The sequence below is a fragment of the Nostoc sp. genome (assembly GCF_036917575.1).
Taxonomy (GTDB): Bacteria; Cyanobacteriota; Cyanobacteriia; order Cyanobacteriales; family Nostocaceae; genus Nostoc.
Map to the genome: position 1 here is coordinate 45,132 of NZ_JBALDC010000070.1, position 17,910 is coordinate 63,041.

General features: G+C 42.3%; 17 protein-coding genes and 1 pseudogene. 5 read left to right on the top strand and 13 right to left on the bottom strand.

All coding sequences use genetic code 11. The features are described 5' to 3' along the window. Positions 1-161 precede the first annotated feature (161 nt). Together V7K79_RS19950 and V7K79_RS19955 are read left to right on the top strand one after the other, a co-directional pair. Complete coding sequence (locus V7K79_RS19950; RefSeq protein ID WP_335049722.1) at positions 162-1,214, top strand: hypothetical protein; 1,053 nt, start codon at positions 162-164, stop codon at positions 1,212-1,214. Between the two features lie 253 nt (positions 1,215-1,467). Then, a complete protein-coding gene (locus V7K79_RS19955) occupies positions 1,468-1,641 on the top strand; it encodes a hypothetical protein (RefSeq protein WP_335049723.1) in 174 nt (57 codons plus the stop codon). A gap of 107 nt (positions 1,642-1,748) precedes the next feature. On the opposite strand, the gene V7K79_RS19960 is transcribed toward V7K79_RS19955, so the two are convergent. The 6 genes and pseudogenes from V7K79_RS19960 to V7K79_RS19985 all read right to left on the bottom strand — a co-directional run bounded on the left by V7K79_RS19960 (position 1,749) and on the right by V7K79_RS19985 (position 6,553). Continuing rightward, complete coding sequence (locus tag V7K79_RS19960) at positions 1,749-2,894, bottom strand: AI-2E family transporter (RefSeq protein WP_335049724.1); 1,146 nt, start codon at positions 2,892-2,894, stop codon at positions 1,749-1,751. Positions 2,895-2,995: 101 nt separating this feature from the next. After that, entirely contained in the window at positions 2,996-3,187 is a 192-nt protein-coding gene (locus tag V7K79_RS19965) for a hypothetical protein (protein ID WP_335049725.1), read from the bottom strand. 384 nt (positions 3,188-3,571) lie between these two features. Beyond that, positions 3,572-4,564 carry a hypothetical protein gene (locus V7K79_RS19970; protein WP_335049726.1) on the bottom strand — a complete coding sequence of 331 codons (993 nt, stop codon included), beginning with the start codon at positions 4,562-4,564 and terminating at the stop codon, positions 3,572-3,574. Between the two features lie 606 nt (positions 4,565-5,170). Then, a pseudogene (locus V7K79_RS19975) lies at positions 5,171-5,296 on the bottom strand (ATP-binding cassette domain-containing protein); the annotation flags it as partial. Between the two features lie 136 nt (positions 5,297-5,432). After that, positions 5,433-5,993: a Uma2 family endonuclease gene (locus V7K79_RS19980; protein WP_335049727.1), complete on the bottom strand. Its 561-nt coding sequence runs from the start codon at positions 5,991-5,993 to the stop codon at positions 5,433-5,435. 407 nt (positions 5,994-6,400) lie between these two features. Then, positions 6,401-6,553: a hypothetical protein gene (locus V7K79_RS19985; RefSeq protein ID WP_335049728.1), complete on the bottom strand. Its 153-nt coding sequence runs from the start codon at positions 6,551-6,553 to the stop codon at positions 6,401-6,403. 95 nt (positions 6,554-6,648) lie between these two features. Here V7K79_RS19985 and V7K79_RS19990 point away from each other — a divergent pair, with 95 nt between their 5' ends. Further along, positions 6,649-8,094, top strand: a complete 1,446-nt coding sequence (locus V7K79_RS19990) for an alpha-L-fucosidase (RefSeq protein ID WP_335049729.1) — start codon at positions 6,649-6,651, stop codon at positions 8,092-8,094. Between the two features lie 359 nt (positions 8,095-8,453). Here V7K79_RS19990 and V7K79_RS19995 read toward each other — a convergent pair whose 3' ends face one another. Next, positions 8,454-10,223: a WD40 repeat domain-containing protein gene (locus tag V7K79_RS19995; protein ID WP_335049730.1), complete on the bottom strand. Its 1,770-nt coding sequence runs from the start codon at positions 10,221-10,223 to the stop codon at positions 8,454-8,456. A gap of 406 nt (positions 10,224-10,629) precedes the next feature. Beyond that, positions 10,630-11,025: a hypothetical protein gene (locus V7K79_RS20000; protein ID WP_335049731.1), complete on the bottom strand. Its 396-nt coding sequence runs from the start codon at positions 11,023-11,025 to the stop codon at positions 10,630-10,632. A 199-nt stretch (positions 11,026-11,224) separates the two neighbouring features. On the opposite strand from V7K79_RS20000, the gene V7K79_RS20005 reads away from it, so the two are divergent. Beyond that, entirely contained in the window at positions 11,225-11,902 is a 678-nt protein-coding gene (locus tag V7K79_RS20005) for an SDR family oxidoreductase (RefSeq protein ID WP_335049732.1), read from the top strand. A 35-nt stretch (positions 11,903-11,937) separates the two neighbouring features. Here the strand turns inward: V7K79_RS20005 and V7K79_RS20010 are convergent, their stop codons facing one another. The 3 genes from V7K79_RS20010 to V7K79_RS20020 are packed head-to-tail and all read right to left on the bottom strand — an operon-like array spanning position 11,938 to position 15,754. Beyond that, positions 11,938-14,052 carry a xanthine dehydrogenase family protein molybdopterin-binding subunit gene (locus tag V7K79_RS20010; protein ID WP_335049733.1) on the bottom strand — a complete coding sequence of 705 codons (2,115 nt, stop codon included), beginning with the start codon at positions 14,050-14,052 and terminating at the stop codon, positions 11,938-11,940. After that, positions 14,049-15,044 (bottom strand): FAD binding domain-containing protein, encoded by a 996-nt coding sequence (locus tag V7K79_RS20015; RefSeq protein WP_335049734.1) that lies wholly within the window; start codon positions 15,042-15,044, stop codon positions 14,049-14,051. The genes V7K79_RS20010 and V7K79_RS20015 overlap by 4 nt, the downstream gene beginning before the upstream one ends. Further along, the gene (locus V7K79_RS20020; RefSeq protein ID WP_335049735.1) at positions 15,041-15,754 is read right to left on the bottom strand and encodes a 2Fe-2S iron-sulfur cluster-binding protein; all 714 of its coding nucleotides are present in this window, start codon (positions 15,752-15,754) and stop codon (positions 15,041-15,043) included. The genes V7K79_RS20015 and V7K79_RS20020 overlap by 4 nt, the downstream gene beginning before the upstream one ends. A 262-nt stretch (positions 15,755-16,016) precedes the next feature. On the opposite strand from V7K79_RS20020, the gene V7K79_RS20025 reads away from it, so the two are divergent. Then, on the top strand, positions 16,017-16,199 hold the full coding sequence (locus V7K79_RS20025; RefSeq protein WP_335049736.1) for a hypothetical protein: 183 nt from the start codon (positions 16,017-16,019) through the stop codon (positions 16,197-16,199). Between the two features lie 9 nt (positions 16,200-16,208). On the opposite strand, the gene V7K79_RS20030 is transcribed toward V7K79_RS20025, so the two are convergent. Beyond that, positions 16,209-17,261: an aromatic ring-hydroxylating dioxygenase subunit alpha gene (locus V7K79_RS20030; protein WP_335049737.1), complete on the bottom strand. Its 1,053-nt coding sequence runs from the start codon at positions 17,259-17,261 to the stop codon at positions 16,209-16,211. Positions 17,262-17,445: 184 nt separating this feature from the next. Further along, positions 17,446-17,883: a secondary thiamine-phosphate synthase enzyme YjbQ gene (locus tag V7K79_RS20035; protein ID WP_335049738.1), complete on the bottom strand. Its 438-nt coding sequence runs from the start codon at positions 17,881-17,883 to the stop codon at positions 17,446-17,448. Positions 17,884-17,910: the final 27 nt, after the last annotated feature.

A 17,910-nucleotide genomic window follows, 5' to 3' on the forward strand; every position in this document is an offset into this window, starting at 1 on the left:
CTGGAAAATTAGTTGTAAACAAGCTTTTGTTACATCTACTCGCTACTGAGTTAACCACGTATAGTCCAACTTTTTCTCTAGAAGATTCGCTCCATTGGTAAACTGACCATTGTCACTTTCAATCTGTTATTACTATCAAGGAATTAATTTAGGTAGCATTTATGACCAAATATGACAAGGTTTTTAACTCACCAAAGACATCAGAGGAATCACTAAGTCCAGAGGAAGCAGTGGCGGCGATCGCAACTGTGACTGCGATCGCAGATTCATTGGTTGAAGATGTAGATGCAGAAAGTTTAGCGGGTATCCTCTGGGAATTCGAGGTTTTCGAGGAATACTCAGAAGATGAAATTGTAGAAATTGTTGATAGACTCATTTTCATTGCAGAAGAAGAGGGAATTGGGCCTTTGTTTAATACCGCCAAAGTATCTCTCTCAGATGAATTAGTGCTAGATGGTTTTGCTGCTGGGGTAATAGTGCTTTTAGACGATGAACTAGCCATTCCCAAACCAAAACAAGCCTACCTCAAAAAGTTACAAGCAGCCTTAGAACTGGAGGATGAAGAAGCAGAGGAAATCATCAAAGAGGTAATTGCAGCTTTTAAAGAAGCAGAAGATGAAGAATATGCAGACGACGATGATGATGAAACAGTGGTCATCGAAGATTTTAGCGAACAGGCATATCAATCCCCATTAGGTAATTTTACCGTGCCGATTCCGGTCGATCCGCAGCAGGGCGGTAGAATTCAAAGTCAGGAAGGAGTAGTTGGCTTTTCTGATGACATCGGTACTTTGCTGAGAATCGATTATTATCCTTTCCCCCTAGAACAATTGGAGGAACTGGAGTCTGTTGGCCAAGAAGAATATTTACAAACAATTTTAGTAGACAAGTATGTACCCCAAGCGATTTTTGCTAATGTACCAGATGCTTCTGTGGAGTATACCGAATATCTGAAAGATACTTTGCGAGGCGCTTACTACGTGTTAATCGATATGCCCAAAGGTTCCACAATTTCTAAGCAGGAAAATAATGGAACTGCAATTAGATTAGATGCATACCGGGGGTTGCTCACCTTTATTAGTGGGGAATTTTTATATATAGTTAGTAGTCAGCACAGCTTTATTAACGGCGAAACTCCCAATTCCCTTGAAGAAGAAGCCGAAGACATCAAGGAGAGTATTTTAAAGTTTGTTGAGACTATAGAGTTCACCTAGTAAAGCTTTGCGTAAAAGCGTAGCGTTTTGAATGCAAGCCGACGCATTAACAATGCAAGCCAATGTATTAGGATTGCAGAGTCTTGCAAAATTTAATTCGCTACAAATTACAGATGCAGTGCAATATGCAAACACGCCATCGCTAAATGTCTCAAACCGATTCCGGCTCATTAAGTAGGTCAGCAGAATAAAACCCTCTTCCCTCCTGCCTCCTGCCTTATCTTAACGACAAAAATTTACGCCCACCTACTTAATGACTTCATTGCTCTCCTTCCCAGCGCCATCTGATCGCCTTCCCAAGCAAAGAGTGGTTCTGAAATATCATGATCAGCCATCAGGGCATCAACAAGGGCGATCGCGTTTGCTGGCTTTTGAGGTACTAGCTGCGGTGTGCGGGCGGAGGATGAATTGCTGCATCCCCTACTAAGGCAATGCGATCAAAAGTCATTTGGGGCACACCCAGATCCAAAATGGCTTGTACAAACGGTTCTTTTTTTGCTGCTATTAGCTTTTGAAATGGAGTAACTAAGACTATTATTTTTTCAAGATATCATCATCAATCGAGGGATTTTCATTTATATCTGGATTTTTTGACATCAAATTATCATCTGTTTCAGGAGATTCAGAAACTATCACAAACTCAGTCTCTTTTCTATTGTTATTTTCCCATTCATCTAAAACATCTTTAATTAACACTTCTTGCAACCAAATTTTAGCGACAACAGTTAGAGGTAGCGCTAAAAATAGTCCTAAAAAGCCAAAGAAAGTTACGAAAAATAGCTGGGCAATTAAGGTTATGGCTGGCAGCAATGATACTTGATGCGCCATGACAACGGGCGTGATGAAATTACTCTCAATCTGTTGAATGAAAAAGTAGAGAATTAAAACAGCGATCGCTTTCCAAGGTTCATCCAAGAAGGCGATCGCCATTGCTGGGATTACACTCATCGTTGGCCCCAGATTGGGAATTAAGTTAAAAAATCCTGCTAAAACTGCTAAAGCTAGTGCTGCCTTGACATGTAAAATTGATAAGCCAATCAGACTCATCACCCCTACTACACAGATGGCAATGAAAGCGCCTGTAATCCATCCCTCTAAAGAAACTTCGCATTTATCTAAAATTCCATCTACCCGCCGCCGATAAAATGAAGGGAAAAGCCGCACAAATACTTTGCGGTAAGCCACGGGGTCGGCTAACATCATTCCTGTTAAAACCAATACTAGCAAAATTTTGAGGACGACTTCTAAAGAACCAGATACAAAGGCAAAGGAGTTTCCCAGTAGCCGATTGGCAAAAGGCTGTATTTGTTGAATGAGGCTATTGATATCTGGGATGTAAGGAATTAACTGGTCAGGAATACGAGTTCTCAGGGCATCAAGCCAACTATTAAAGCGTCCAAACCCTTTAGGAACTTGATAGGTTAGTTCTTGAAACTGCTGGGCAAATGGCGGCACAATTAGCCAGAAAAAGCCTACAACACCTGCGAAAAAGATAGCTACTGCTATGAGGACGGCAAATCCGCGCTTGATCCCAAACCGTTGAAAGCGTTTCGCTAGCCGATTTAAGGTGGTGGCTAACACAACTGCGGCAAACATCAACAAAAGCACTTCCCGAATTTGCCACAGGATGTATAAACAAAGAAGTATGGCGATTAAGCCGATCCATTGACCCAGGTTCACAGGCTAACTCCCAAAGGTTGGCGAGATGCAATTTTATTGTAATTAAGCTAGGTTAGCTGATTTTAGTAACTTGTGCGTAAATGGTTTGAGTTAATTTTGAGTTAATTTTGTTTTTGTGCTTGAAATCGCCACAGTAGAGCGATCGCGACAAGCGCAATCGGCAATAATACTATAATCAGCGCATTGCTTGCTGTTGCCGGAATTAGTAGACTTGGCCCTGCATACTTAATCAATACTGATAACAAAGCCGAGAGTAAAAGCAGTTTCAGAATTAATCCTAGTTGATTTTCCATAAGAGTACAGCAATACAAATTTTTGTGGTACGCACAAATTTGCGCTGTACCGTCTATTTTCTACAATAAACCCACAAATACAATCCTTGTAAATTCACAAAAATATAATTTTGAGTACCTGAAGCGAAGGATGTGATACCAATTTGCAATTATATGTAGTATTTCTCCCCTTGCCTCCCTTGCTTTCCCTGCTCAAGAACAGCCTGGCAAAACTAATATTTTTGAACGCAATTCGATATGAGGCGCGATCGCTAATCAACTTGGTGAGTGCTGCCTGAAGCACAGACAGCACATTATACACTATTAGAACTATACAGAAAGTAATCAAAGCAGCCTTTGAGTAATTTAAACTAAGCACAAATAAATGCACAGTTTTAGCAAACTTTATTTGCTCCGAACTAGCTCAATTCTATATTTGGCTTTGAGCAACTCAGCAAATTCTATCAAAAATTTTTTCACTCTAACTTGAATATATTTATGATTTTTAGGTACACGTTTAGCTATATACTTTAAGAAAGCAATCTGATAACCAAACTTATATTTAATTGCAGAAAGCATATTATATTTTATTTGGTTATCTAAACCTTTCTCTAGGTTTTTTAACTTTGATACTTCACGATGATATACGGGATGCTCTCCCCAAACGCAGGCAAAGTGTACAAGAGCAGGTGACACCACATGATTGTATTTTTTAAAAGTCGATTGACCTTTAATCGCATCTATATTAAAAGAACCACGAAGACCGATAGGTGTTCGCATCATTTGACCATTATCTTCAAACATACTTTGATTGTGTAGCATCATCGCTAGACTAAAAATACGTTCATCATTAGGGCCATCACCACGAAATTCACTAATACCTAGTTTTCTCCAATCTCTTGAAAATTCTAGTGCTGTTTCAAAAAATGCCTTAGTAGTATTGTTTTTTTCAAAATAATAGAGACCTCCATTAAATCTAGGTAGTTTTGTGAGATTAAATCGTTTGAGTGTGTCATCTACATCAATGAACTTATCTTTATCGCCTGCTTGAAGATATACATTACCTGCCACACTAAAACTTCTGCCTTGAAAATCATTAAAAATAAAGTTAATATCCCTTACTGCTATGCAATCACTATCAATACAAAGTGTACATTCAAATGGAGAATAATCATAGACATGAAGCTTTTGTTTGACGTTAGATCCGTATTGCTGTCTAAGGTCTATAACGTAATCATAAAGTTCAAGTAACTCTTGATCGTTTTGATTGTCAGTAACAATAGCACGCGAAATATCTGGTGAATGAAGGCGCAGAGAACGCGCCAATGACTTTGCCATTTCTAGATAGTAAGATGCTCCGTAAGCATAAGTGATAATGCCACGTTGTGAAATAATCATTATTTTTATTAATTAACGGTGTATCAGCTGGAGTTATCTAGCCGAGTTCTAACTTACACACTAAAGGATAGATATTTAATAATATCAATTAGGCTTAAATTTTATATAAACTGCTGATGAAGTTTAGTCTAAGTTCTATTTAAATTTGTTTAAGCATACCTAATTAGTTGGCTTTAGAAAAATGAATATAATATCTAGCAATAAACAACCAAGAAACAACATAGATATCGGATTTTATATTCATCCAACTCTCAAATTAAATCTAGAAAATAGATTTTTATTACATCTATTAACTTGATATTGAAATCATTGCCAGAACCTAGCGCGATCGCTGGTAGCATACTTACTGTTAGTCTGGGTTTGCTGGTAAACACAAACCAGTAGGGTGCGTTAGGCTTAACGCCATAACGCACCTTTTAGTTAAGACAATTGTTACTATCTTGAAAGTATTCTTTGCTAATTGTGTCAATTGGCTGGGTTCTATTATCTAAGGTACTATAGGACTCATATTTGATTGCGTGAAAAAACTCAGTACACCTTTATTCCTTTTTCCCAGTCCCCAGTCCCTAGTCCCCAGTCTCTACGAGTAATTTAGGAATCAAATCAGATTGCTATAGTTGCTTCATCAAATAGTAAAATCCTGGGTTTGAACACCAATGCCCTCGCAATCAACAGCCGTTGTCGCTATCCGCCAGAGAGATTACTACCTCCTTGACTCACCACTGTATGGATTTGTATTGCCAAGCCTCATCCATCGTCAGAAACTTTGAATTTTTCCCTGACTACAACGGGAAGGGGGTTAGGTTTTTCGTGGGCCTTTCCAGATGACCTGAAAAGTCAGAATCCAGCTACTTTACGGAACGCTTTTTTACGTCAAACTCAACCAGCCAAAAACTTGTTCAACAGTCAGTTCCAACTCGATACCCTCAAGAATGGGTAATTTATCAGCACCTTCGTATAATTCCAATCGCTGTCCAGGAAAAATCCCTAGCACACTTTCGTCTTCTGGGTTAATTAACCAGCCTAGTTCAGTACCATTGCGCGAACAATGCAATAATTTACTCAATACTTTTTTTAACTTTTGGTCTGGGGAAAGAATTTCAATTGCCCAGTCCGGATGAATTTCAAAGCGATTAACAATTCTGCCAGATGAAGTTTTAGGAATTCTATCCCAGCGAAACACAGAGACATCAGGGACAATAGAAGCACCGCCAAAAGTGCAGCGTAGTTCTGGAAAAGCGTAAGCAATTTTTTGGCTTTTAGCTATGCCGTTAATTGTTTCGCAAAGAGTAGTTTGGAGTAAGCTATGTTCACCTTGAGGCATTGGTTTTTGAATGATTTCCCCGTTGATAAAATCTGATGCTGGTTCAGTTTCCGGCAGTTTGAGGAATTCGTCTAAAGTTAGTTGGGGTTGACTGGCAATAGTCATAAGTGAGTGAAATAGAGGGGATGGTTTAATTATGGGCGAACTCGCAAAGCGCCCGCTGGAAGCAGAATATAGTTTAAATACTAATCAGTAAAATATAAATTCCATTTAAGATAAGCAGAACCAAAGTAATAATTAAACCGGATCGTATAGATAGAGGATTTAAAATTACTAATAACCATAGGAAAGCCACTTCAACTATAGTTACTCCAAAAACTTTCAAAATATATCTAGCTAGATAAAAGAAATAAGTAGTAGGAGAGCTCGTCTTCGCATAGCTTATTAAATCTCCACTTGACTTAAGCAAGATCAAATTTAGTCCAAGAATTCCTATCGTTGATAGTACAGAAACAATGAGTCGAAATAATCGAATTTGAAGTCTCATATTTTTTGATAAACTCAATCAATCTTTACTTGCAGTACCAAAGAGCGATCGCTGTAGTTGCTACGCGGTAAATGCTGTTAGCCATTAGGGTGCTATCGCTGTCTTCGTAACGCACCATCAAAAACTCAGGGTGCGTTACGCTACCCTCCGGGAACGCTAAAAGCGAACGGCATAACACACCCTACTGCTACTACTAATTACTTCTCTACTCCCCATTCTGCACTGACGAGATACAGTTGTAAAATTACATATCCTCTAGTCAAGAGTATTGTAATGTTTAGGCATCTACTACCCATAGTAATTATTACAGCAGTTCTAAGTAGCTGTTTGAATCTGACAGCCTCTACTGCCTTTGCACAACAGATATATGAACCAACAACTGAGTCGCTATCAAAGCATGAAGTTCCAGAGTGGTTCAAAGATGCTAAACTCGGAATTTTCATTCACTGGGGCGTGTACTCCGTACCTGGTTGGGCACCACTGACTGGTGAACTGAACAAGGTAGTTGCAGAACGCGGTTGGGAATATTGGTTTCAGCACAACCCTTATGCTGAATGGTACTACAACTCCATGAAACTTGAGGGCAGCGACACTTATAACTATCACCGTGCAACCTACGGTGAAAATTTCACTTATGACGACTTCATCCCCACCTTCAACGCAGCCATCACAAAGTGGAATCCATCGGAATGGGCAAAACTGTTTTCTCAAGTAGGTGCGCGGTACGTTGTGCTGACGACCAAACATCATGATGGCTTTTTGTTATGGCCTAGCAAAACCACAAACCAGTCAGGACGAGTGGCGGCGCGGGATCTTGTGGGCGAACTGACACAAGCCGTTCGTAAACAAGGTATGCGTATGGGTCTGTACTACTCTGGCGGTATTGATTGGTCACAACAAGATACAACAGTGACAGACTTTAACACGTTGGTCGCAGCCATTATCCAAGATAAAGCTTACGCTGAATATGCTAACGCTCACTGGCACGAACTCATTGACCGCTATCAGCCGTCTATCTTATGGAATGACCTTGGCTACCCTGTTGGTGAAGCGAACGAGATTATGGCTTACTTTTACAATCATGTATCTAACGGTGTCGTTAATGACCGCTTTGATTTAAATGGGCAATTCGGTTTACACTTCGACTTCTCTACACCTGAATACAATCAACTCAAACAAATCGAACCAAAGAAATGGGAAAGTACAAGGGGTTTAGGTTACTCGTTCGGTTACAACCAAAATGATACCGACTTGAACATGATTTCAGTAGATGAACTAGTTGACTCATTCGTTGACATTGTTAGTAAAAACGGCAACTTACTACTCAACATTGGCCCAAATGCCGATGGTTCAATCTCCAAACTGCAAATTGAACGGTTGCTCGGCTTAGGCAAGTGGCTAGATATAAATGGTGAAGCCATCTTTGGTTCGCGCTATTGGATACGCTCAGAAGATGTATCCACTCAAGGCATCCGAGTACGCTACACCACAAATAAAGGTAATTTGTATGCTGTCTTACTTGATACTCCGATGAATCAGACGCTGACAATCCCAGGGCTAATTCTGCCGAAAAATGCAAAGATTACAATGCTAGGAGCAAAAGGTAAACTTGAGTGGCAACAGTACGGACAGAATTTATTTGTGACGTTACCGGATACGTGTGTAAAGAAAAAATCACCAGCTTACACGTTGAAAATCAGCCAGATACCTCTTTCTTGAAGCTCAGATAGTAACATTAACAAGATTGCGATCGCAAAACATTTACCCTTGATTCTAATTTGTAACGCTAATTCACCAGTTAGCACTCAAGAGAAAAAGCTCATCAAACTGTAACCAAAGGTAAAGGCTGCGATCGCACCCATGAAGACACTGCCATAGAGCGTACAATTGCAAAAAGGGACTAAAGCCGAATAGCGAACGCCCTATCATTAACCTCTGTTGGCGCAGAGAGTTTTTAAAGTTTGTTGTCTAGGAGTATCAAAGACTCGTCAACGGAGATAAAAGGTGGATTCATCCAGTTCAAATACTTGTCAACGGAGTTCAAAATGGATGAACAGACGCGATTAATCGCGTCTCTACTAACTACGTTGCCAAATTTTAATAGTCTTATCCAAACTCCCGCTAACCAACATCTCGCCGGAAGCTGTGAAGGCTAATGCTGTAACTATATGAGTATGACCTGTAAACGTACCCAGCAATTCCCCGGTTTGTAAATGCCACAACTTGATAGTTTTATCAGCACTACCGCTAGCAATAATTTGCCCATCCGGACTTAAAGCGATCGCATATACTCTATCTTGATGCCCTTTCAGGGTATGAAGTAATTTTCCAGTCTCCAATTGCCAAACTTTAATCGTTTGATCCCAGCTACCACTCACGAGGATTTTACCATCTGCACTGATTGCTAAGGAACAAACGATGTGAGAATGACCCATGAGGGTATGCAGTGGTTCTGCATCTTTTAAACTTTTAATTCCCGTTTGGGGTGAGGTGCGCCAAACTTTGATTTTGCGGTAGCTACCTGTAACTAGAGTTTCGCCGTCTCGACTTAAAACTAGGGAATGAGCTGCTGTATCATCTAAAGAAAGTGCGATCGCTACCTGACGTTGCATCAAATCCCAAAAGAGAATTTTTCTGTCATCTCCGCCAGTCGCTAACATTCTGCCATCTGGGGTGAAGGCAGCACACCGCACTACTCCATTGTGTTTGTGCAAAATATCTATCAAGTCTAAAGCGCCTACGTGCCAAAGCTTAATTGTCGAATCTGCACCACAACTGACTAAAGTCTGTCCATCTGAACTAAAAGCTAGGGAATTCACTTCATCTACCAGCCCAGATATTACCCAAGGATACTCTGATAATGTCTCTATTAATTCACCCTTGCTTAAATCCCAGAGTTTCGTCTCTCCCCGACTACCACTTGCCAATATCGGTAAGGCTTTGCCATTGTTACATCTAGAACTGAAAGCTAGGCAATTAATGCCTCTAGTGTGTCCTTGCAAAGTCTGCCAGCATTCCCACTCACCGACTATATCCTTAAGGCGATGCTCTGATGGTAGAGTCTGTATTGTATGTGCGATCGCTCTTGAGTTAATTACTGGCGACGTGTCTTTTTTGCCCATCAGTGATTCTAAATACCAACTCAATCCCCCTGCATACAACAAATTACTCGGAGTCACATACAGTTTTGGTTCGCTAAATTCAAGTTGATTTGTAGGTAAAAAGCCTGTTATTATGCTTTGCTTTTCATAACCTAAATCACCATTAGATGGATAAAACAAACACAGAAAAATTAATACTTGATGATTTTTTAAATCTTCTTGAGTAACCGACCACTTAATTTTGTCTTTCTTAATACCATTAAAACTTTCTCCATCAGCAACGTAAACTTGCACACTGTGCTGAGGATAATCTTTGAGTAGATAAGAAAATTTACTTTCGCCACACAAATTTCCCTCATCATCTAAAATCATGTTTTGCAAAGTATCTTGTGACACCTTTTTTACTAACTTATCCAAGCGCTCATTTATTACCCTGTCAACAATATGCTCTCGTAAAAGATAATTTTGGGCTTGTTGCTGGAAGTATTTGGGAAAAGGTATCGTCCAGTCAGGAGGCTCAGGATATTCCGGCGGTGTCGGCGGCGGATTTTTGGCGAGAACTTCTGCTTGTTGACGAGAAAGTTCTTGGAGTCTAGCCAATGGCTCACCCCAAAAGGCTATAACTTCAGTGTGACAACCTTTAACTTGACTTTCCAGCAAAGATAAGTCATAAGTTTTAGGTTTTTTCACACGTTGAAGGAAGTCAGTTTGTTGAGCTTTGAGTAAGCTAATCCAATCCATCTGCATTCCTACGGCAAACTATTGCATACCTACGGTAAGCTATACAAATGCAATTACTCAAGTTTATTACCTTAGTTCATTAAAAATTCAGTAATATTAACAGTCAAATCAAATACAACCATTGACAAATGTTTCCGGGAAAGAAATAGATGGATAGCACTTAGACATTTCATGAACTAATGCAATTGCAGTATATAGAATTAGATGATATCAGTCAATTATAACGGAGATAGAGAACGAGATACTGTTTCCCTAGAGACACTTCTAGCTGTAAAGCAAAGTTGAATTTGAGACGGATTGAAAAGATTATAGTCACGTTAAGTCAGCAAATAGCTACATAAAAATAACCTAGTAATGATAATTATCGTAAATATCATCTGAAATCGATATAAATGGTGAAGATTGGCTAATTTTAACCTTTGCGTTTTGGTTGTTTGGGTGTAGTACTTACATCAGAGGAGTCGCCGAAAGTATCCCTTGCTTCAATTTGTTTAATTTTCATTTGCAAGTTTAAGTCATCACTGCTAACAATTGTTTCTAAGTTCGCTAATCTCTGCTCTAGCAGTTCTATTTGCTGCTGTTGCAAATAGTTAGTTTTTGATTTTTGCTCATCAGAACGCCAAATAGCAACTGTACCAACAGCTGCGCCACCAATAGCAACCAAAGGAAGAATAGCACCGCTTCTAGTAACGGCTGATAACGGAACGCAAACTCCGAGAATAGCTACTGTAATTACCCAAATTCTTGTGGTGGCAGATAATCTGACATCTTGGTATTGTTCTAGATTGGGTTGAGATTTTTTAGCCATGACTAAATCCATTGAAAGTTATTTGCTAGATTGACACAATCGTTTACTAAAATACTTCCTACAATTGGGTTATATTTTTGTAATTATAGTTACTCAGTTATTTCCGATCGCTAGATTGGGATTGCTAGGAGCTTGAGCAATTATTAACTCCTGCCAATCCTCTGATAAAATCCTTAGAGCGTAAATAGTTAAGTTTATTATGACAAGTGCATCTTATATTTTTCTAGCTGGTGCAAGTCGCGGTGTTGGTCGAGAAATTGCTCAATATCTCACAGCACAACAGCTAAAAGTCAAAGCACTCTTGAGAACAGCAGCAGTTGCTAGTGAACTAGAAGCAATGGGTATTGAAGTAGTTCAGGGAGATGCCTTGAATCTTGGCGATATAGAACGCGCAATGGTAACAGATGCACCTATTCACACCGTTATCAGTACAATTGGCGGTTTACCATCAGATGTAGAAAGGCCGGATTACCTTGGTAATAGAAATCTGATCGATGCAGCAGTTAAAGCTGGGGTACAAAAGTTTATTCTTGTATCTTCCATAGGTGCTGGCAATAGTGTTGTTGCTGCCTCACCCCAAGTTTTAGAGGTACTGGGAAAAGTTTTAGCTGAGAAAGACAAAGCTGAACAACACTTAATTGCCAGTGGACTCACTTATACAATCATCCGTCCTGGTGGACTAAAGTCAGAACCAGGAACGGGTAATGGCGTTTTGACTGAAGATCCGCACATTATTGGTAGCATCAATCGTGCAGATGTCGCGCAGTTGGTTGGTCGCAGTTTAAATAGCGATCGCGCCAATAATAAAATCTTGTCAGCCGTAGACCGAAATATGCTGTTTGGGCAAAGAGAATTTGCAGAATTTAGTTTGGGTTAGTACCCCTAAAACTTCTTCTCAATGCCCAATGCCTTTTAGATCAACTTGTCAGGTGTAATGGGTAAATCACGGATGCGCTTACCTGTGGCATGGTAAACTGCATTGGCGATCGCAGCTGAAACACCTGTGATCGCAATTTCGCCTACACCTCGTACACCTGCTGGATTGAAGTTGAAATCAGGTTCTCCGACGAAGGCCACCTGAATGCGAGGAATATCTGCATGGGCTGGGAAGTGATAGGTAGCAAGGTCATAAACCACGGGGTAGCCGATGTTTGGATCAACCTGGCACTCCTCCATTAAGGCTTGCCCAATACCCATGATCACGCCACCACGGACTTGACTGGCGACTGTCTTAGAGTTGATGACTCGCCCGATATTCATCACTGACACCCAGCGCGTCACCCGCAAACGCCCGATTTCTTCATCCACGCTGACTTCGCAAAAATGTGCCCCCCAAGATTGGAACGCCCATTTCTTGGTTTCATCGCCAGGAGCAGAAGATGCTGTGGCCTCAATTGCTGCTTGGCCGGACTGAGAAAGAGTTGCAAACGCCTCTTGTGCAGTCTTAGCATTAGCAGTTTTCAGAACTTGCTCACAAGCTGACATGACCGCCGGAACCAAAGATGCTGTCATCATGGAACCACCCGCCATGCCTCCATCTGGTAGCAAGGAGTCGCCCAACTCTACTTGTATCTGTTCGACGGGTAGCCCCAATGCGTCTGCTGCTGTGGCCGCAACAACGGTATATGCGCCAGTGCCCATGTCATTGGCTGCGGTGAGAACATGGGCAGTACCATCTGCTAGCAGCCGTACCTTGACTGATGCTTTCCCCCGTCTGCCAGGGTAGGTTGCTGCCGCCATCCCCCAACCAACGAGTTTGCCATCAGATGTCAAAGAACGCGGCTGTTTTGGTCTGTCTTTCCAACCAAATTGTTCTGCACCAACCCGCAAACACTCAGCAAAATGTTTGGCTGAGAATGGCTGACCTTCGCGTTGGTGTTCTTTAGTTTCATTTTTCAGGCGCAGTTCTACCGGGTCAATCTTTAGCATCCAGGCCAGTTCGTCCATCACTGACTCTATCGCCCACATCCCAGGATTCTCTCCTGGCCCGCGCATGAATGTTGGTGTACCGATGTTCAGCACTCCTAGTTCCTGCTTCAGTTGCAAATTCGGCGCTGTGTACATAACTGGCGTGACCGAGGTACAGGGTTCTGTAAACACATCCACAGGCGAGGTACAGGATTTAACCTCATGGGCGATCGCAGTTAAACTACCATCAGCAGTTGCTCCCAAGTGCATAGTTTGCTCGGTTTCGGAGCGGTGTCCGGCGTTCGCTGTCATTTGCCGTCGGCTGAGGACAACTCTGAGAGGACGCTGAAGTTCACGGGCAGCCGCAGCACAGAGAATAGCGTGGGGCCAGGGAAAGGCTTTGGAGCCGAAACCTCCACCCAAAAAAGGTGTGACGATACGAACCTGTTCAGTTGGCACTCCAAAGAGTTGTGCATAGGTGCGCTGGCTTCCCAACACCCACTGAGACGGCTCGTAAACAGTGAGAGAATTTGCATCTTGCCAGTGGGCAATGGTCGCATGGGGTTCCATCGGCGCGTGCAGTTCGATGGCTGTCTTGTAGGTGGCTGTAAGTTTCGTTGTTGCACTTGCCACCCCTGCCGCGAAATTCCCCTTTTCAAACTTTAGCTCTTGACCCATCTGCGGTGGTGCCTCCTTAAAGGTGGCTTTCGCAGCTTCCACGACTGGCTTTTGACTTGTGTATTCTACCTTGACCAAATTCGCCGCATCACGCGCCCGCTCGAAGGTGTCTGCTACTATCAAACCGATAATTTGCCCTGCATAGTAAATTTTGTCATCCGACAACGGCAGACGAGCCTCGTAGATTTTCGAGGTCATAAAGTCGTTGGCTGGCGTAAACACTTTCGGCGAGTTTTTATGCGTGAAAACATCTATCACACCTACTGCTTTTTCTGCCGCACTAATGTCGATGCTTTTAATTTGCCCATTGGCAATACTGGCGGTGACAAGATAACCGTGAACCAGACCTGGAATTTGATGTTCTGCGGCGTAAGTTGCCGTGCCCATAACCTTTGCTCGTCCATCCTTACGGTTGATGGCAGTCCCAATTACTTTGTTCATACTACGCCTCCTCCTTTGGCTGATACCGCGAGTGCGCGACGAATTGCCCGCTTTGCCAAGTCAACTTTGAAACTGTTATAAGTTAATGGTTTAGCTTCTTGAAGTGCAATTTCTGCCGCTTGTTGAAACGTTGCAGTATCCGCACTCTTGCCGAGCAAAAACTTTTCTGCTTCCTTTGAGCGCCAAGGTTTATGGGCTACGCCACCCATTGCCAAGCGCACATTCTGAATCTGCCCACCCGCTAAATCAACCGCAGCTGCCACAGAGACTAATGCAAAGGCATAGGAAGTGCGATCGCGTAACTTTAGGTAAACCCCTGATTTGGCAAACGGCACTGGGGGCAGAACTACAGAGCTAATCAACTCACCTGGCTCTAAGTTTGTATCTTGCTGGGGTGTGTTCCCTGGTAGTCGGTGAAAGTCTGTCAATGGTATCTCCCGCTTACCTTTGGGGCCTTCCACAACAACAACAGCATCCAGAGCCGCAAGAGAAACACACATATCTGAGGGTTGAACTGCCACGCATTGGTCACTGGCCCCAAGGATGGCGTGCATCCGGTTGATCCCCGTTGCTGCCGGACAGCCGCTTCCCGGTTGCCGTTTGTTGCAAGGGAAGGCTGTATCGTAGTAGTAGGGACAGCGAGTGCGTTGCAGTAGGTTGCCCCCTACGGTTGCCATATTGCGGATTTGCTGAGACGCACCAGAAAGAATCGCCCGGGACAAAATTGGATAATCGCGGCGAACATCAGGATGGTCTGCCACTGCTGTATTAGTTACCAGCGCTCCGAGGCTCAGACCACCCTCACTTGTGCGTTCAATGCGCTTCATCTCTAATCGAGAGATGTCGATAAGTTGCGATGGCTCATCTAGGAAAACTTTCAGACGGTCAACCAAATTCGTACCGCCCGCAATCAATATCGCATTTTGGTCATTCGTTGCCCGTTGAACCGCATCTTTCACAGAAGTAGCGCGGGTGTAAGTGAAGTTGTTCATCTAAGCATCTCCTGGGGTTCATTGACCATCACATCTGCGGCCGGAGAAGGCGGTTTTTGTCCCGTTACCTGCTGGACTGCTGCCACAATGCCGTTGTAAGCGCTACATCGACAGAGATTACCACTCAGTCGCTCCTTGATTTCAGCTTCAGAGAGTTCAGCTAACTGTGGGGGAAGAGTCAAATCTGGCGTGACAACGCTGGCACAGCCGCGTTTGACTTCATCAAGTAAGGCAACAGAAGCACAAATCTGACCTGGGGTACAATAGCCGCATTGAAAGCCATCGTTATCAATGAATGCTGCCTGCACTGGATGGAGAGTATCGCCCATTGCCAGCCCTTCAATAGTGACGATCGCCTTGTCTTCCTGCATCACTGCCAAACTCAGGCAAGAATAAACTCGCTCACCATCGATTAAAACAGTACAAGCCCCACACTGTCCGTGATCGCATCCCTTTTTGCTACCCACTAGCCCCAGGCGATCGCGCAGCGCATCTAAGAGTGTGACACGCGGCTCAAGGTCGAGAATTTGCTGCTCACCGTTAACAGTAAGTTTCACGTTCATCTCACCAGGGTTACTTTGGCTAGCCTCTTTTGCTATCGTTGCCTGATTGAGTGATGAGGGAGTGGCTATAGCTGTTCCACCAGCAGTCATTACTTGTCCCGAAAAACCGGGTTGAGATGTTATTTCTGCCCTTTTGTTGTGTTCCATAATTCGTACTTCTAAATTGAATAATGCGGTAATTCTGAGAACTTAGGGATATGCATAGCTATTTAGTATTGTGTACATAATTTAAGGTTGAGTGCGGCTAAGAGTCTGGGTAAATAAGGAAAAGATCAGACAAAGTAGGCTTCCCCAAATAGCTGGATCATGTTCTCAGCCGTGGATTTGGCATAATATTGCTGTTTGCCCTACCTCTATTCACTAGAGTGATAGTTCACTAAGTATTCTTAACAAAACGAAATATTTTGTAGTGGGTTCAAATGTCTATTTGAGGCTAAATTCTCAGTTTTGGTTTTTAGGTGATGTTTACGACATGGCAAGAGAAGTAAATCTGGCGTTGCACAACAGTGGGATTAATTTGGGCAAGCAGAGAAGGTTGGGGCAAAGATTAGCCTTAGTTGCTAAATCATCCCGCAAATATGCAACGCTGTAAATCTCAATTTTAAGCACGCCACCGAAGTATTTGACCCTTGACAGGATTCACAAATTCTCGTCTTTCAGCCACAGACCGAGCATACTCCCGCTTTAACTGATAGTACCACTGCGCCTGCATATCTGAGTCCTTAATCAGCCGGAGCACAGGATTATATTTCAAACCAATTTGCTGTTTTTCTACAACCGTTCGGTCTTGGTCAATAAAAGTCCGCGCCAGCAAGTGTAACAGTGGCTTAAAAAATCCCACCCAAGGAAGTGTCCAGTAAAGAGCAAAAGTTACCTCTGTTTCTGTGTCTGAAATTGGTGTAACTGCGGTTAAATTAACGACTCGATTATTACCAATAGTGGTTTCTTCAATTCTAACTCCAGGTAAACGAAAGGAAATCTCCGTTTCTGGGACACCACCGCCAATTAGCCAGTATAATCGACCCCCATTCGCAGGTAATCGGTGTCGTCGCATCGTAAAGCCGTAGGGCGAAGCATCGAATTGCTTTACTTCTTCATGCAATTGCTCATTTCGCCACCACCAAGCACGATGAACATAAGGTGAATGGGCAGGATCCATCAGACCTACTACCGCATGATCTATAAAACAAGGGAATTTTACCACCTCTACAAACTGGTGCGAGCGATCGTCAAACCCTGGAATTACCGGAATCTCAATCTCCGAAGCTGATTGAGGGTTATCGCGATCGGGCATATATATCCAGATATTCCCTTGGGCTTCACGAACACTATATGACTGCACATCAAAGCGACTCAAATCCATTTGCTGCTCCTCTATAAGAGAAGGTATCGCAGTACAGCGCCCAGCCGAGTTAAAGCGCCAACCGTGATAACAGCATTCAACTTCTTCCCCATTGAATCTCCCACAACTCAAGGGCACACCACGATGAGGACAAATGTCCGTCATTGCAGAGACTTTGCCATCCTGGCTACGAACTAACAACACCGGTTCTCCTAAGAAAATGCGGCTGATCATCATACCCGGCTTGATTTGATTGCTGGGCAAAGCATAATACCAAGTATTACGTAATACAAAATTATCATTATTTTTCATAACTTAATGGTGTCTGCCTTTGACACAACGAAAGTCCTGGTTTGTGGTAGGGAAGGTAATGTTAGAAAACATTCTTTTAGGTTTTAAATTACTGTAGATAAATTCAACTGATACATTTATTGTTCGTGTTCGTAATTTTCTCAGATTTAGGTTATTTTGGGATAACTGCGGATGTGAGGTTGCATTATTCGCCAGAGATTTGGACAAATACTGTTCTTTTTCGCGGGCCATCCAACTCAAAAAACAACACAGATTGCCAGGTTCCCAGAGCTAATTTACCATCTACAATGGGAATTATCTCACTTGTAGTCAGCATCATTGCCATCAAATGAGAATGAGCATTAATTGGTTCATCTTCCGGAACATCTCTTAAATGCAAATCATTATGTAAATAGCTATCTGACTCAGGTGCTAATTTTTGCAAGAATACTTTTATATCTTCTAATAATCTGACTTCATTTTCGTTGATAGCTAATGCTGTTGTCGTATGTCGAGAAAATACTAAAGCTTGTCCATTTTTAATTGATGTTGAGGCAATAAAATCTTGAATTTGGGGAGTAATATTATGAATATTAATTTTTGGCTTAGTTTCAATTTCAATTAACTTATTAATAATTGACATCTGTTGAATTTTCTATTTTGGATTACA